General features: G+C 38.8%; 10 protein-coding genes. 9 read left to right on the forward strand and 1 reads right to left on the reverse strand.

The window, feature by feature from the left end; all coding sequences use genetic code 11:
- Positions 1 to 17: 17 nt before the first annotated feature.
- The 7 genes from HRT55_RS08095 (at position 18) to HRT55_RS08125 (ending at position 10536) form a co-directional block, all read left to right on the forward strand.
- Complete coding sequence (locus HRT55_RS08095) at positions 18 to 500, forward strand: ABC transporter permease (RefSeq protein ID WP_291620262.1); 483 nt, start codon at positions 18 to 20, stop codon at positions 498 to 500.
- Entirely contained in the window at positions 452 to 742 is a 291-nt protein-coding gene (locus HRT55_RS08100; protein WP_291620264.1) for an ABC transporter permease, read from the forward strand. The genes HRT55_RS08095 and HRT55_RS08100 overlap by 49 nt, the downstream gene beginning before the upstream one ends.
- Positions 743 to 956: 214 nt before the next feature.
- A protein-coding gene (gene prfB / locus HRT55_RS08105) for a peptide chain release factor 2 (RefSeq protein WP_291620266.1) occupies positions 957 to 2055 on the forward strand; the annotation gives its coding sequence in 2 pieces (ribosomal slippage) (positions 957 to 1031 and positions 1033 to 2055; 1098 coding nt in all).
- A 304-nt stretch (positions 2056 to 2359) separates the two neighbouring features.
- Positions 2360 to 3934, forward strand: coding sequence for a lysine--tRNA ligase (gene lysS, locus HRT55_RS08110; RefSeq protein ID WP_291620268.1), 1575 nt, complete (start codon positions 2360 to 2362; stop codon positions 3932 to 3934).
- Positions 3935 to 4401: 467 nt separating this feature from the next.
- Complete coding sequence (locus tag HRT55_RS08115; protein ID WP_291620270.1) at positions 4402 to 5304, forward strand: ABC transporter ATP-binding protein; 903 nt, start codon at positions 4402 to 4404, stop codon at positions 5302 to 5304.
- Between the two features lie 29 nt (positions 5305 to 5333).
- Positions 5334 to 8945: a M1 family aminopeptidase gene (locus HRT55_RS08120; RefSeq protein ID WP_291620272.1), complete on the forward strand. Its 3612-nt coding sequence runs from the start codon at positions 5334 to 5336 to the stop codon at positions 8943 to 8945.
- A gap of 244 nt (positions 8946 to 9189) precedes the next feature.
- Complete coding sequence (locus HRT55_RS08125) at positions 9190 to 10536, forward strand: sodium-dependent transporter (protein WP_291620274.1); 1347 nt, start codon at positions 9190 to 9192, stop codon at positions 10534 to 10536.
- Positions 10537 to 10962: 426 nt separating this feature from the next.
- Here the strand turns inward: HRT55_RS08125 and HRT55_RS08130 are convergent, their stop codons facing one another.
- Positions 10963 to 11655, reverse strand: coding sequence for a TIGR01621 family pseudouridine synthase (locus HRT55_RS08130; RefSeq protein WP_291620276.1), 693 nt, complete (start codon positions 11653 to 11655; stop codon positions 10963 to 10965).
- A 117-nt stretch (positions 11656 to 11772) separates the two neighbouring features.
- Between HRT55_RS08130 and HRT55_RS08135 the strand changes: the two genes are divergently transcribed.
- Together HRT55_RS08135 and gshA are read left to right on the forward strand one after the other, a co-directional pair.
- Positions 11773 to 14625: a pitrilysin family protein gene (locus HRT55_RS08135; RefSeq protein ID WP_291620465.1), complete on the forward strand. Its 2853-nt coding sequence runs from the start codon at positions 11773 to 11775 to the stop codon at positions 14623 to 14625.
- A gap of 182 nt (positions 14626 to 14807) precedes the next feature.
- Positions 14808 to 16412 carry a glutamate--cysteine ligase gene (gshA, locus tag HRT55_RS08140; RefSeq protein ID WP_291620278.1) on the forward strand — a complete coding sequence of 535 codons (1605 nt, stop codon included), beginning with the start codon at positions 14808 to 14810 and terminating at the stop codon, positions 16410 to 16412.
- The last annotated feature ends 321 nt before the right edge of the window (positions 16413 to 16733 follow it).

The following is a 16733-nucleotide window of genomic DNA, read 5'->3' on the forward strand; positions in this document are numbered from 1 at the left end:
AAAACTAAGGATTTTAAATGGAGCAAGCACTGGCTACTATCCCACTGACTAAACTTGCCATCGCTTTTATTCCCGTGGCTTTGGTACTAATTCTTTTAGCTTGCTGGTCATTACCACAAAAGCGAACCTTGCATGCCTTAGTGCGCATGTTAGTGCAGTTATTGTTAGTAGGTTATGTTTTAAGCTATATTTTTGCCAGTGATAATGCCTGGGTTATAGGTTCATTACTGCTGGTGATGGTACTGTTTTCAAGTTGGATCGCGTTAAATAATATTGAGTCGCCGCGAAAATCTCTTTTTAACAGTGCTTTTTTAGCTATTTTCATCAGTAGCTTGGTGGTTTTAGTCGTCATCACCCAAGGTGTCTTGAATCTAGAGCCCTGGCATCAAGCGAAAACGCTAGTGCCACTCGCTGGTATGGTATTCGCCAATGGCATGAATAGCGTCAGTTTATGTGGAGAGCGTTTTTTGCCGAACTTAATCGCGGTGAAAGTTTTATAAATGCCCGTAACATTGCTTTTAAAGCGTCGATGATACCTAATATTAACGCCTTGTTTGCCGTTGGCATTGTTTCTCTGCCGGGCATGATGACAGGGCAAATACTTGCTGGCGTCTCGCCATTTATCGCAGCGCGCTATCAAATTATGGTGATGTGTATGGTCTTTGCTTCAGCGGGATTAGCATCGGCGATATTCTTAGTATTAAACAAAGAAAAAAAACCAAACCGCAATAATCTTATATGACTAATTCGTTATGATTACTTATTTAGAAAAGTCGTTATAAAAAATAGTAATAAAGCTAGGTATATAGGTAAGAATAAAAGTAACTTTAAAAAGTATAAAGGCGAGTTGTTAGGCGTATATTTACCCCCTTATTTACGTTACAATGCGCGACTATTTGTCTTTTGCCCGTTAAGGTAGCTAAAAGACTGTTAATTAAATTAATGCTTGAAGATTTATGTTCGAAACAAATCCAATATTAAGTAAATTAAAAGAAATCCGTGCACGTGCTAATTCGCTTCGGGGGTACCTTTGACTACGACGTTAAAGCAGAACGTTTAGTTGAAGTTTCTCGAGAGTTAGAGCAGCCAGAAGTTTGGAATGAGCCAGAGCGTGCTCAAGCCTTAGGTAAAGAGCGTAGTGCCCTTGAAGAAGTGGTCAATACGATTGTCGAGCTTGAAACTGGTTGTGAAGAAATCGCAGATTTAGTTGAGCTAGCGGTTGAAGAAGAAGATCAAGAAACCTTCGACGATGCAGAAGTAGAAGCTGCTGCCCTTGATGCTGTCTTAGAAAAATTAGAATTTCGCCGGATGTTTTCGGGCGAGCAAGACGCCAATAATTGCTATTTAGATATTCAATCTGGCTCAGGCGGCACTGAAGCGCAAGATTGGGCTGAAATGTTGATGCGTATGTACTTACGCTGGGGTGAAGCACACGGTTATAAAACCGAAGCTATTGAAGTCACCGATGGCGATGTTGCCGGCATTAAAGGCTGTACGATAAAATATACCGGTGAATATGCATACGGTTGGTTACGCACTGAAACAGGTGTACATCGCTTAGTACGTAAATCGCCGTTTGATTCATCAGGTCGCCGCCATACCTCATTTGCTTCAGCGTTTATTTATCCTGAAATTGATGACAACATTGAGATTGATATCAATCCGGCAGATTTACGCATTGATACTTACCGTGCATCAGGTGCTGGTGGGCAACATGTTAATAAAACCGACTCAGCAATTCGTATCACCCATATTCCTAGTGGAGCTGTGGTGCAATGTCAGGCAGACAGATCTCAGCATAAGAATCGCGCGACAGCGATGAAGCTGCTTAAAGCCAAATTGTATGAAATAGAAATGCAAAAGAAAAATGAAGGCAAACAAGCATTAGAAGATGGTAAATCAGATATTGGTTGGGGCAGTCAAATTCGCTCTTATGTATTAGATGATAGCCGTATTAAAGATTTACGAACGGGTGTTGAAAATAGAAATACCCAAGCCGTTTTAGACGGTGACTTAGATAAGTTTTTAGAAGCCAGTTTAAAATCTGGTTTGTAGAATCGGCATGCGGGTGTTGAAAATAGAAGCAGCATAAACCAAGCAAGCCGTATTCAAACTGTAGTAATACGGTGACTTAGATAAATTTTTAGAAGCCAGTTTAAAGTCTGGTTTGTAGCAGTAATCATAGATTAACCAACATTGAGGTAAGCACTTTAGCGTGTTTACGTCATTCCCGAAGTGTCTTGTCGGGAATCCATGAACACATTATGGATTCACTAAAGGTAATAGAGGAAAGACATAGTTACCTCAACAAGGTGTGAATCACACATTGAAAAATTAAAGATAACTTTGAGAAACTAACATGACAGATAAAGCCAATAATACACCCGTAGCACAAGACGAAAATAAACTGATTGCTGAGCGCCGTGTAAAGCTTGAAAAGATTCGCTCTAATTGTTCCGCTAATGGTTTTCCTAACGATTTTAATCGTGAACACTTAGCCGCTGACATCCAAGCTGAACATGGTGAAAAAACCAAAGAAGAACTTGAAGAGCTACAGGTTACTTATGCTATTGCCGGTCGTGTTATGGCAAAACGTGGACCATTTTTAGTGATACAAGACTCGTCAGGTCGTATTCAAGGTTATGCTGAAAAAACCGTGCAAAAAGAAATAAGAGCTAAATGGGGTTCATTAGATATCGGTGACATAATTGGTATTAAAGGTATCTTACATAAATCAGGTAAAGGTGATCTTTACGTGAACATGGATGAGTACTCACTATTAACTAAGTCATTACGCCCATTACCAGAAAAATTCCACGGCTTATCTGATCAAGAAACTAAGTACCGTCAGCGTTACGTTGATTTAATTATCAATGAAGAGACCCGTAATACTTTTAAAATGCGCTCAAAAATAGTTGCTGGAATTCGCAACTTCTTAACGCAGCGTGATTTTATGGAAGTTGAAACACCTATGTTGCAAATCATACCGGGCGGCGCAACGGCTAAGCCATTTATGACGCATCATAATACTTTTGATCTTGATATGTACCTACGTATTGCGCCAGAGCTTAACTTAAAACGTTTAGTGGTTGGTGGTTTTGACCGTGTTTTTGAAATTAACCGTAGTTTCCGTAACGAAGGTATTTCAACTCGTCATAACCCAGAATTCACTATGATTGAATTTTATCAAGCGTATGCTGATTTTAATGACATGATGAATTTAACCGAAGAAATGTTACGTACCATTGCTCAAGATGTACTAGGTACTACCACTATTCGTAATACCGTTAAAAATGCTGATGGCGAAGTAGTAGAAGAGAAATTCTATGACCTTGGTAAGCCGTTTGTACGTTTATCTATGGTTGATGCTATTTTACAATACGGCAAAGAACATCGCGCTGCAGCACACCTTGATGAAGCCGTATTACGTGACCCTGAAAATAACTTTGACGCAATTAAAGCCATGGCTAAAGCTGTAGGTGTTAAAGAAAGTAGTGCTTCTAAAGTTTGGGGCCCAGGTAAATACATTTGTGAAATATTCGAAGAAGTTGCCGAGCATTTATTAGATCAACCAACGTTTATCACAGAATACCCGTGGGAAGTTTCACCATTAGCACGTCGTAATGATGAAAACTCATTTATTACCGACCGATTTGAATTTTTTGTCGGTGGTCGTGAATTAGCCAATGGTTTCTCTGAGCTTAACGATGCTGAAGACCAAGCTGAACGTTTCCAAAAACAAGTAGCAGAAAAAGATGCTGGCGATGATGAAGCTATGCACTATGACGCTGATTACATCACAGCCCTAGAATATGGTTTACCACCAACGGCAGGTGAAGGCATTGGTATTGACCGTTTAGTGATGTTGTTCACTGATTCACCAACAATCAAAGATGTTATCTTGTTCCCGCATATGCGCCCTGAAGCGGAATAATAACTTAAGACTCATTTCTTATTCGTTAACATCGAAAACTAAAGCCTGTTGTTTATAGTGTTTATCACACTGTAACAATGGGCTTTTTTATGTGCGTTAATCAATACACCTATACCAAGTTGGTATTAATACTTAAGTGAATAAAAAGTAGTACTTTTTTGGAATTTACATTCGGTTAACAAATTGTTATTGTTAGCTTTGTAGATATTTTAAACTCATCGCAGTGCATGCCTCTTGAAATTGAGGAACGTACTTTGCGCACTACAATATAGCTCTTCTCAATAATCTACGATTAGTCTGTGATATCGAACTCTCACTAGTCAAAACCCTCTAGACTCCTAGAACCGACAAAAGTCTTAATCGTTCATCGTCCATCAATTTTGGTGGTCAATAAATATTGAAAAGAGATAATTATTTTTTAATAAAATAGCCATGAAGGCAAATAATAAAACAACGCAGGAATAATAATGTTAATAATAAAAAACCTATCCAAAACGTATGATAATGGCGTTAAAGCGCTTGATAACGTCAACTTAGAAATACCAAAAGGCATGTTTGGTTTACTTGGCCCAAATGGCGCGGGTAAATCGTCATTAATGCGTACCATAGCAACGTTACAAGATGCAGACAGCGGTAGTATTGACTTTGATGGCATTGATGTACTCAATGATCCTCAAGCCTTAAGGCAACGCTTAGGGTATTTACCGCAAGATTTTGGTGTATATCCTCGTATTAGCGCGTATGAATTACTTGATCATTTAGCCATATTGAAAGGCTTAAAAAATGCAGGCGAACGCAAAGAAGCGGTAGAAGGGTTGTTAGCACAAACTAACCTTTATCAGCACAGAAAAAATGCCGTCAGTGGTTTTTCTGGGGGTATGCGTCAACGTTTCGGTATTGCTCAGGCGCTATTAGGCGATCCAGATATATTAATTGTGGATGAGCCAACCGCGGGTTTAGACCCTGAAGAACGTAATCGTTTTCATAACCTGTTAGTGGGCTTAGGTGAAGAAAAGGTCATTATATTATCAACACATATTGTTGAAGATGTGACTGAACTTTGTCCTAATATGGCGGTGTTAGCATCAGGTAAAATAGTACTTGAGGGTAACCCTATTGAAGTCACTAACCAGTTAAATGGTCAAATTTGGCGTAAAGCAATTACGCAAACTGAGCTAAGTAATATTGAAGAGCAATACAATGTGATTTCTAAACGCTTATTTGCCGGACAAACTATCGTGCATATTATGGCTGAAAATGCGCCATTAGGTTTTGAAGCGGCTCCCGCGAATTTGGAGGATGTATATTTTTCAACATTAAACCAGCATCGTTCAACTCATCAAGCAGCAACAAAAAGCAAAGTTGCTTAATTAGCGAAATAAAGGATGAGGAATCTATTATGTTAATAAAAATGTTTGCCTTTGAATGGCGATACTTTACTCGACAACCTTCTTTTTATGTCACCAGTTTACTGTTTTTTTTACTGACTTTTTTTGCCACAGTAAGTGAAAATATACAAATTGGCGGTGGCGGTAATGTATTATATAACGGGCCATTTTCTATTGCCCAAACACTACTGATCATGGGCATATTTGCCATGTTTTTAGTCGTTAATTTTGTTGCGAGTACGGCAACCCGAAATGAAACCAGTAAAATGTCGGAGTTACTTTACAGTAAACCGATTAATCCATTAAGTTACCAACTGGGTCGTTTTTTAGGCTCATTTGCGATTGTTGCTACAGTATTTGCTTTTGTACCTTTAGGCATACTTATCGGTACTGTTCTAGGTGAACTAGCGGGTTGGGTTGATACTGAACGTTTAGGGCCAACTAATTTAAGTTACTACTTTAGTGCTTATTTTTACTTATCATTGCCTAGTTTATTTGTGCTGTCTTGTTTTTTTTATGCCGTAGCTATTAGGTTTCGTTCTATGATGGCGGTTTATTTATCTGCCGTTGCTTTATTTATTCTTTACTCTATTTCAGGACAGTTATTGAATGAACCTGAATACAGAACATTGGCGGCATTACTTGATCCATTTGGCTTGAATACTTTTGGTGAAGTAACCCGTTATTGGACTATGTTTGATAAAAATAATAGCCCAATAGAGCTATCGGGGATTTTACTTGAGAACCGTTTGTTATGGCTTGGCGCTTCTGTGGTAATTATGGTGTTGTTTGGTGGTTTTCGTTCGAAAGTACGTTTAAGCCAAGGCAAAGTAAAAAAGCAAAGCAAAAAAGCACTGAAAAAAGCTGAACAACAGCTAACACTGCAAACTGAAAAAATCCCTCAGTTATTACAAAACAATATTTCTACAAAAAGTTCTGGTATTCAAACTGGTTCGCATATGCGCATGCGTATATTATTTGAAATTAAACAAGTGATTTTCAGTGCACCATTTTTGGTGTTATCAGTATTAACTATTTTTATGTTAGTCGCTCCATTGGTAGACCCGCAAGGTATGTTTGGTACGCCTAATTGGCCGTTGACGCAAAGTATGGTTTCATTAATTTCTAACTCAACAGGCTTGTTAATGATGATCGTGCTGGCCTATTACAGTGCTGAAATTGTCTGGCGTGAACGTAATTCAGGCATGGGTGATATTGTCGACTCTATGCCAGTGAACAATATAACTTTTTGGTTATCAAAAATAATTGCAATCAGTTTAGTACTGGCACTTTTATATGTTTGTGGCATAGCGGTTGCTGTGGTAAATCAGTTATTACAGGGCTATAACCATATTGAGCTATCCCAGTATGTAATACGATTAGGTTACGTTAATTTACTGCCACTAATCTTTACTGCTGTACTCGCATTTTTCTTACAAGTGATTAGCCCAAATAAATATATAGGTATGTTGTTATTTGTACTCTTTATTATTAGCTCTCTAACCTTAAGTAGCTTTGGTTTTAGCCACAATATGTTTCAGTTTGGCAGTGCACCACAGGTGTTATATTCAGATATCAATGGTTATGGTAGCTTTTTAACAAGCCAGCATTGGTATACGCTTTATTGGGGCGGCTTAACTATTGTTTTTGCAAGCTTGACCTATGCACTTTGGCATAGAGGACCAGCGCAAAAAATTAAAACACGTCTAAATAAAGTCAGTTATTATCTTGCTACGCCAGGTAAAGTAAGCATAGCTTTAGGTTTAGTACTGTTTATCGGTGCAGGCAGTGTCATTCATTATAATACCCGTATTGTTAATGAATTTGTGATTAGTGATGATAGTGAAGACTTGCAAGCTGCCTATGAGAAAAAATATGTTGAGCATCTTAATGCGGCAATTCCGATCATTACCAAAACCCATGCAAAAGTAGATATTTACCCCGAAGAAAGGCGAATTGAAGCGGTTGCTGAATTAACGCTAACAAATACCTCAAACACTGCTATTGAAAAGTTCTTAGTCACTAAACCACAGCATACACAACAATGGAATGTTGAAATTGACGGCGGTACTCTAGGTGAAATGGATACTCAGTTTAAAAGCGCATGGTTTGTTTTTGATAAACCTTTACAACCCGGTGAAATCCGTCAAGGTAAGTTAACCGTAACGCGAGATAATAATGGTTTCACTGATGGTAATTATGACGTTACCTTAGTTAAAAATGGCACCTTCATAAATAACTTTGAATTGTTTCCAACCTTTGGCTATCAAAAAGGCTTTCAGCTCAGCGATCGCCATAAACGTCGTAACCATGATTTAGAACCCTTGCAACGAGCAAATAAACTTGAAGATGACCGCTTTTATAATGAGAGCTTTTTCGGCAATGGTGTTGGCTTTATTGATTTTGAAGCAACAATTTCAACTGCGAAGAATCAATTTGCTATCGCACCGGGTTATCTACAATCTGAAAAAGTGGTTGGTGAGCGAAAAATTTATCATTATAAAATGGATGCCCCAATCGTAAACTTTTACTCTTTCATGTCTGCAGATTTAGCGAGTAGAAAAGAGCAATATAAAGGTATTGATATTGAAGTGTATTTCCACAAAAATCATGTAATGAACGTGGATAGCATGATAGCGTCAGTGAAAGACTCTATTGATTATTTCACGGAACACTTTGGCCCTTATCAACACAAGCAACTACGTATTATTGAATTTCCAGGGTATAGAAGTTTTGCGCAAAGCTTTGCTAATACCGTACCGTACTCTGAAAATATTGGTTTTATCAGCGATGTACGTAACCCCGAAGATATTGATCCAGCTTATTATGTGACGGCCCATGAAGTCGCTCACCAATGGTGGGGACATCAAGTAGGCGCCGCTAACGTGCAAGGCAATGCGATTATCTCGGAAACGCTTTCACAATATAGTGCGTTAATGGTAATGGAGAAAAAATACGGAGAAGAAAAAATCCGTAAGTTCTTGAAATACGAATTAGATCGTTATTTACGTGGACGAAGTGTTGAGTCTATAGAAGAAATGCCACTTTATCGTAGTGAAAATCAGCAATATATTCATTACCGTAAAGGCTCTGTTGTGATGATGGCACTTAAAGATCGTTTAGGTGAGCAAAAGGTTAATACAGCGTTGAAGGCATTTTTAACAGCGTTTAAGTATCAAAGTACGCCTTATCCTACCACTCTAGATTTAATGGCTTACTTAACAAAAGAAGCGACAGAGCAAGAACAAGCGTTTGTCAGTAATTTGTTTGAACATATTAGTTTATACGACCTCAAGACAACCGATGTAAAAGTAGTGGCTGTTGACGGTATGGATGACTTTTATGACGTAACACTTACTATTGATGCCGCTTTAAAAAGAGCTGATGGTCAAGGTAAAGAAACTGAGGTTGAGTTTGTTGACTCAATCGATATTGGTTTATTTAGTGCTGACCCTGAAGATCTCTCAGCCAAAGACTTTGTTTTATATTTAGCTAAACATGAAATTAAAACCGGTAGTAACGAAATCACCGTGCGGGTAAAGGGTAAACCTAAATTTGCTGGTGTAGATCCTTTTGTGAAATACATTGACCGAGATAGTGCCGATAATATTTATCGTTTATAACAAGTAATGCTTAGCTGCAGATAAGTTATAGTGTTAAAACATGTAAAGCCTTGTGTAAAACTCTGTACAGAGAGTGATACACCGGGCTTTTTTCTTTATTTAACCTCTAACGCTATTTTTCTTAGCCGTAATTGCGTAGATTAGGGCACTTATAAAATATAACAATAATATTCTCCTTGAAAGTAAGGGTAACCTAAATTCAACGGATAATTTTTAAAGTGAATGCAAGAGAGTGAGGAAGTAAATGGGTGTTTCAAGAGGCGGCTTTAGTTCGCGTTTCGGTTTTATCATGGCAGCGGCAGGTTCGGCTGTTGGTTTGGGCAATATATGGGGTTTTCCAACCCAAACCGCGAGTAATGGTGGTGCTGCTTTTGTGCTCGTTTATTTAGTCTTGGCATTTTGTTTAGCTTACCCAGCTTTTATGGCGGAACTGTTAATTGGCCGTTATGGTCAAGCCAATGCCGTGAGTAGTATGCAAAAAATTGCCCGTAATACTTGGCAAAAACGCTTTGGCTTTGTCGTTGGTTTTGGCGGCATTATTTGTGCGGCACTTATTTTAAGTTTTTATGGCATTATCGCCGGTTGGATGATGTCTTATGCCATTGAACCCCTAGCAAGGTTAGTGGGTTTAACTGGCGCAGCTGACTGGTTGATAAATCACTCCCTTATACGCAATATTCTATTTACCGCGTTCTTTATGGGACTGACCATTTTAATCATTCGAAGTGGTGTTGAGCAGGGCATTGAGAAATGGTCAAAGCGCCTGATGCCTATGTTAATCGGTTTACTGATATTATTAATCATTTATGTTTTTACCCTTGAAGGCGCAAGAGAGGGCTTTAATGCCTATTTAAATCCTGATTTTTCTCGAGTATTAGAGCCTGATCTATTGATCAGTGCTTTAGGGCAAGCATTTTTCTCCTTGTCACTGGGTACCAGCGTGATGATTATTTATGGCTCTTATATTGCGAAGAAAGAAAACTTAGTGACTCTAGGCGCACAAGTGACCCTAATTGATGTCTCTATTGCCTTTTTAGCAGGTTTATTAATTATCCCATCTATGTATGTAGCACAGGCGCAGGGCGTAGCTATATTCGCCGAAGACGGCAGTTTAATATCTGGCTCTAACTTGGTCTTTACGGTTTTGCCGGCATTATTTTCGGGAATGGGCTTTGTTGGTTTATTTGTTGCCTTTGGCTTCTTTGTTTTAATGTCTATTGCGGCATTAACATCGAGTATATCTATGTTGGAAGGACCGGTATCGTTTGCGGTAGAACGTCATGATATACCACGTGAGCGAGCAACCACCTTTATTGGCTTAGGCATTTTAGTGCTAAGTATTATTATTGTGGTTAATTTAGAATGGATGTTAGATTTTGTTGCTATTTTATCAACGCAATATGGTCAGCCTATCATCGCCATGCTGTGTTGTGTCTTTGCCACTTGGATATGGCATAGAAGTGATATCTTAGCGGAGATTAAACAAGGTAATGATACCGCGGAACATAGCCTCTTCTGGAAGATTTGGCCTTGGTACACTAAGTTTGTATGTCCGACAGCTATTGCATTAGTATTCTGGCATTCTCTTTAACGACACCTGTTTGAAGTTTATACTGCGTTATCGTATGTTCGTGTAGCAGACTACACGTCACATATTATGTCTTGTATAAACACCAAACAGATAGCCGTTAACCTATTTGTTAAGGTTAGCTAAACCTATACCCGTCACCACTCAAGATGCATATTCAGAGCGCTTGAGGTATTTCAATTCAAGGCGCAGTGATGAAGGAATGGTTATTCCCTTCTAAGTCACTGCAACGAAGAAGTGGAATTGCTCAAACGCTTCTCTGATGGGTTTAAAATGTCTTTATGCAGCGGTAAATAATCAAAACATAGAGTGACTATGTTTGAATTATTCTCCTTGCCTAAAGGCATTTTAATTCCCACTGAAATCGAGCACTTTGAATGGTAACGGGTATATAAAACTCTATAGCTGTAATGTTTGAAAGTTCCAGCCTTAAAGCCTTGGCCAGTTTAACTGCCAAGGTTTTTTTATTGCCGTTAATAGCTCATTAACCTCTGTATTTAAGTAATAATCACCGTTACTCGGTAGCGAAGTAAACTCAAACTCTTCACCTAAATAAGTAAACTTCAGTGCATAGGCATGTAAATAACCTCGGTCTGCTTTTGAGGTACTGTAATAAAGTTGGTCGCCAACAATGGGCGCGCCTATGCTCGCTAGTGCTACCCGTAATTGGTGGGTTTTACCCGAATGAGGTTTAAGCAGATATAACCTTTGCTTGTTAGCAATGCTATAAGAGAAAAACTGGGTAATTGCCGGGTTTTCCATGGTGCGTAATAACTTAAACATGCCACGGCGACTTTTTGCCATATCACCTTTAATTAGACCCTGTTTTTTACTCGGTTTTTTATCCGCAATGGCAAGATAGTATTTTTCGATATCGTGATCATTAAAAAGCTGACCAAAGGTTTGTGCACAGGTTAGATTTTTGGCAAAGATTACCAAACCTGAAGTCATTTTATCTAAGCGGTGTACTGGGTAAAGTTCGGCATTCTTATTATGGCTTTGTATTTGCTGTTTTACTAAAGAGAATAGCCCGGAGCCGATTTTACCTTCATCATGAAAATTAACGCCCGGTTCTTTATCAACCACAATAAAATCATGATGTTCTGTAATAGTTTTAAACATTTAAATTAACCGAAAAGACTTTATGTTTGCTATGATAATTCAATCATAAATATTTTACTCTTTTTACAGGATGTTATTTTGCGAAAATCTCCTCAAAGCCGCTTTTCTGCGCAGGTAATAAATAAATTTAAATCTACATTTAAAGTCACGGCGATAGCCGCTAGTACAGCGTTATTATTTGCTTGTAGTAGTCAAGAAACGACGCAGTTACCTACCGGCGTAAGTTTAATTGAAACGGTTACAGCTCAACAAGGTACGCTTAATATACCTTTTAAAAAGTACCAGTTAGCTAATGGCTTAACGGTGATTTTACATCAAGACAACTCTGACCCTTTAGTACATGTTGACGTTACCTACCATGTTGGCTCAGCCCGTGAACAGCTAGGTAAGTCCGGCTTTGCCCATTTCTTTGAACATATGATGTTTCAAGGCTCACAAAATGTTGCCGATGAGCAGCACTTTAAAGTGGTTACGCAAAGTGGCGGCGACTTAAATGGCACCACCAATTCAGATCGTACTAACTATTTTGAAACTGTGCCGAAAAACCAATTAGAAAAAATGTTGTGGCTTGAGTCTGACCGTATGGGTTTTTTACTTGAAGCTATCACTCCAGAAAAATTCGAGATACAACGTGCAACGGTAAAAAATGAACGTGGTCAAAATGTTGATAATCGTCCCTATGGCCGATTAAATGAAACCGTGAATCAAATGATCTTCCCACGAGAACACCCTTATTCATGGCCTGTTATTGGTTATATGTCAGATCTAGACCGCGGCACAGTAACTGATTTAAAAGAGTTTTTCTCTCGTTGGTACGGACCTAATAATGCGGTATTGACTATCGGTGGTGATATCGATGAAGCGCAAACGCTTGCTTGGGTGAATAAGTACTTTGGTGCATTTAATGCCGGTCCTACGGTAGAAAACATTGCTAAGACGTCAGTTACCCTGACCGATAATCGTTATTACTCCTTTACCGATAACGTTTCTTTGCCATTACTTTACATTAGCTTTCCAACGGTTTACGGCATGCATGCTGATGAGCCTGCATTAGATGTATTAGCGAATATTTTAGGTGGAGGTCCAACATCACTACTTTATAAAAACTTAGTGAAATCTGGCGTTGCCGTACAAGCAGGAGCGAGTCATCCATGTCGTGAATTAGCGTGTGGTATGAATTTCTTTGCTTTGCCAAACCCACAACAAGGTTTATCACTGACAAAAATTGAGCAAGTAATTAATGACACGCTAGTTGAGTTTGAAGAGCGCGGTGTAAATGCCGATGATTTATTAAAAACCAAAGTAGGCATTGAAACTGGCACCATTTATGGGTTGCAAAGTGTTTCAGGTAAAGTATCTAACTTAGCTCATTATCAAACCATGCTAGGTAATGCTAATTACACTGAACAACAAGTGGCTCGTTATAATAAAGTGACCAAAGCCGATGTTATGCGAGTATTTAAGCAATATATTCAAGGCAAGGGCGCGGCAGTATTATCCATAGTGCCTCACGGACAAGAAGCGCTAATAGCAAAAGCAAACAACTTTACTCTGCCGGATATCAGTAAGCCACCAACGCTGGCACAACTTGATACACCACTGATGAAAAACACCAGTGATTTTGATCGCAGTGTTATGCCTAGCTCTGGCGCAAACCCACAGATTACCGTACCAAGTTTATGGCGTGAGAAATTTGATAATGGCATTGAAGTGATTGCCACTAAAAACAGTGAAACACCAACGGTAAGTTTATTACTAAGTCTTGATGGCGGTGTCTTACTCGACTCAGTCGAAAAAGCCGGCTTAGCGAGTTTAACCGCGGGCTTAATGAATGAAGGCACTACCGTACACAGCAAAGAAGAGTTATCGAATGAACTCGCTAAACTTGGCAGTGATATCTCTATCGGTGCAGCAGGTCGTAACACTTATATCAAAGTTAACAGTTTAGTTAAAAATCTTGATGCGACGCTAGCGTTAATGAACGAAATGATGTTTAAACCTGCCTTTGCTCAAGAGGATTTTGATAGAGTTAAAAATCAGTTAATTCAAGGATTAGAGCAAGGTAATAAAGATGCACGTACTTTAGCCAGTAGAGCATTAAAGCAAGTGACTTACGGTGAGAATAATCGCTTTGGTTTAGCTGATAGCGGCACCATAGCTACGGTATCGGCTATATCACTTGATGATATCAAAGGCTTTTATCAAGCTTACTTTTCACCGGCTAAGGCAAGTTTAGTGGTAGTGGGAGATATTGATAAAGCTGAGTTATTAGCGAAATTGTCGCCCTTGAAAGCTTGGCAGGGCAAGGACTACAGTATTCATGGTGATTATCAGTTCCCACAAGTAACGCCAAATAAACTTTATTTTGTGGATTTACCTAATGCCAGTCAATCGGTAATCAAGCTTTCTCGCCGAGCAATGACTTATGATGCAACAGGTGAACACTTTAAAGCAACGTTAATGAATTATCCGCTAGGTAGCGCGTTTAATAGCCGTATTAATTTAAACCTACGTGAAGACAAAGGTTATACCTACGGCGCCTCAAGTTACTTCTCGGCAGGTAAAACCCTCGGCCGCTTCAGTGCTGGCGCTAGTGTTAAAAAAGAGCATACCTATGATGCTATGCTTGAAATCGAAGCAGAGCTGAAAAATTACCAGCAACATGGCTTAACGGATGATGAGGTTACCTTTATGCGCCAAGCTATTTCACAAAATGAAGCGTTAAGTTTTGAAACGCCGAGTCAAAAAAGTGGTTTCTTAAGACAATTGTTACAATTTAATCTGCCGGTTAATTACGGTGAGCAACAAGGTGAAATTATCAAAAACATCACCCTTAAGCAGTTAAATGCGATTGCCGCAAAAGAATTAGCAAAACCTATGCAATGGATTGTGGTTGGTGACGGTCAAGTAGTTAAGCCACAATTAGAAAAGCTTGGTATTGAAGTGGTTGATTTAGAATTGGCCAAATAAAACCTTAGGTATAACAAATAAAGCCGAAATTTAATTACTAGGTATTGAAAAACATTAAAAGACCCCTTATTAATATCGTATCAATAAGGGGTCTTTTGTTTTAGACACTTAAACCCTTACTCGCTAAATACTAAATTAAGCTAATGGCTCTACTTAGCGCATTCGTATAGATAGGAATTATTTTGACACTCTCATTAACAGATTATATTGGCGCCTTTAGCCAAAGTGAAAATTTAGCTGCCGTTGCCGGTATTGGGCGCGGTATAGAGCGAGAAGCATTGCGCATATTGCCAGAAGGTAAATTATCTGAGCATAGTCATTATCATCAGCTGGGTTCAGCGCTGACCCATGGACAGATAACTACCGATTATTCAGAGACTTTGCTTGAATTCATTACCCCGGTAAGTTATTCACCAGAGCAAGCTATTGCCCAATTACAAGACATTCAAAAGTACACCTTTGAGAATATTGAAGGAGAACTGTTGTGGCCGATGAGTATGCCTTGTTTTGTTAATGATGCTGAAAAGATACCGCTTGCTCAGTATGGTAGTTCTAATATTGGTAAAATGAAGACGGTTTATCGTCAAGGGCTGAAAAATCGTTATGGCTCTATGATGCAAGTCATCTCAGGAATTCATTTTAACTTTTCATTTTCGCAAGATTTTTGGCAAGTACAACATAAGCTACATGAGACTGCAAAAATAGAGTCATCAGGTGAGCAGTCGTTACCGCTAGGTGACTTCATTTCTGAACGCTATTTTTCTATCTTAAGAAATTATAAACGTTTTTGTTGGTTGATCCCCTATTTATACGGTAGCTCTCCGGCGATCTGTGGCTCTTTCTTACAAGGTATAGAACATAAGTTACCTTTTAAAAAATCACCTTTTGGCGCGCTTTACCTTGAGCATGCTACTTCTTTACGCATGAGTGATTTAGGTTATACCAGCTCTGAGCAATCAACCTTGAAAATCTGTTACAACAACTTGGCAGATTATGTTGATGGTGTACAACAAGCGATAAAACTAAAATCTAAAGACTTTGCAGGCATTGGTGTCAAGGTTAACGGCCAATACCAACAACTGAACGACAATGTACTACAAATTGAAAATGAGCTGTATGCACCTATTCGTCCTAAACGAGTGGCTAAATCTGGAGAAAAGCCCTCTGTTGCGTTAGGAGAGCGTGGAGTAGAATACATTGAGGTGAGAGCTCTTGATGTTAATCCTTTTTCAGATACCGGTATTAGCATCGAACAAGTTCACTTTTTAGATATATTCCTTACCTTTTGCGCTTTTGTCGACAATAAAGAGTTTGATTGCGCGGCACAAAAAATTCATGACTCGAATATGAATGAGGTAGTGTTACGTGGTAGAGACCCTGAGTTATTATTGTCTGATAGCAATAACCTAGGTGAAGTTAAACTTAAATCGGTTACTACTTGGGGTAATGAGATATTTGAGCAGCTGCAACTTGTGGCTGAGCTGTTAGATAAGGCTTACCAAACCAGTAATTACAGTGCCGCTATTGTTCGTGAGCAAGCTAAAATTAATGATGCTAGTTTAACGCCTTCGGCGCAGCTAATATTGGCTATTCAAAAGCAGAGTTTATCAAGCTATGCTTTAGAGAAAGCCAGTCAATATCAACAACAGGCGAAAGCTCGCGATTACCAGTTTTATAACCAAGCCTTCTTTGACGAAAGTGTGCCGGCTTCTCATCAAGCGCAAGCTGAAATTGAAGCAGGTGATGTACTAGATTTCGATGAGTTTTTATCTGACTATTTCGCTTAAAACTAGGTAGGACTGAGTGAATTCTTAATAGATAAACCAGTAGGATAGAGATAAAAAAAGCGCGTCAAGTTGACGCGCCGGTTATCTAAGCAAACAATACTTAAATTAAATGAAAGCAATCCAGGGAAGAATGTTTCAATAGTTAAGACGTCGTATCAAACGAGAAGTTCACTTTATTTAAAAATTATTTATATTCATTAAGTTCATCCTGATAAAAACTGCCATAGTTTAATTCATTACCTAGAGCGCAGTAGACTACCATTTCCCCTTTTAGAACGCCCTGAAGCTTGTTTTAGCGATGAAAATGGCTAAAGCGAATAC

Origin of the sequence: Colwellia sp. (assembly GCF_013214175.1) — a bacterium.
GTDB lineage: Bacteria > Pseudomonadota > Gammaproteobacteria > Enterobacterales > Alteromonadaceae > Colwellia.

Excerpts from the sequence above, each read along its gene's own strand:
- HRT55_RS08095 (WP_291620262.1), top strand. The coding sequence starts at position 18 with ATGGAGCAAGCACTGGCTACTATCCCACTGACTAAACTTGCCATCGCT.
- lysS (WP_291620268.1), top strand. The coding sequence starts at position 2,360 with ATGACAGATAAAGCCAATAATACACCCGTAGCACAAGACGAAAATAAA.
- HRT55_RS08115 (WP_291620270.1), top strand. The coding sequence starts at position 4,402 with ATGTTAATAATAAAAAACCTATCCAAAACGTATGATAATGGCGTTAAA.
- HRT55_RS08130 (WP_291620276.1), bottom strand. The coding sequence starts at position 11,655 with ATGTTTAAAACTATTACAGAACATCATGATTTTATTGTGGTTGATAAA.
- HRT55_RS08120 (WP_291620272.1), top strand. The coding sequence starts at position 5,334 with ATGTTAATAAAAATGTTTGCCTTTGAATGGCGATACTTTACTCGACAA.
- HRT55_RS08125 (WP_291620274.1), top strand. The coding sequence starts at position 9,190 with ATGGGTGTTTCAAGAGGCGGCTTTAGTTCGCGTTTCGGTTTTATCATG.
- HRT55_RS08100 (WP_291620264.1), top strand. The coding sequence starts at position 452 with ATGTGGAGAGCGTTTTTTGCCGAACTTAATCGCGGTGAAAGTTTTATA.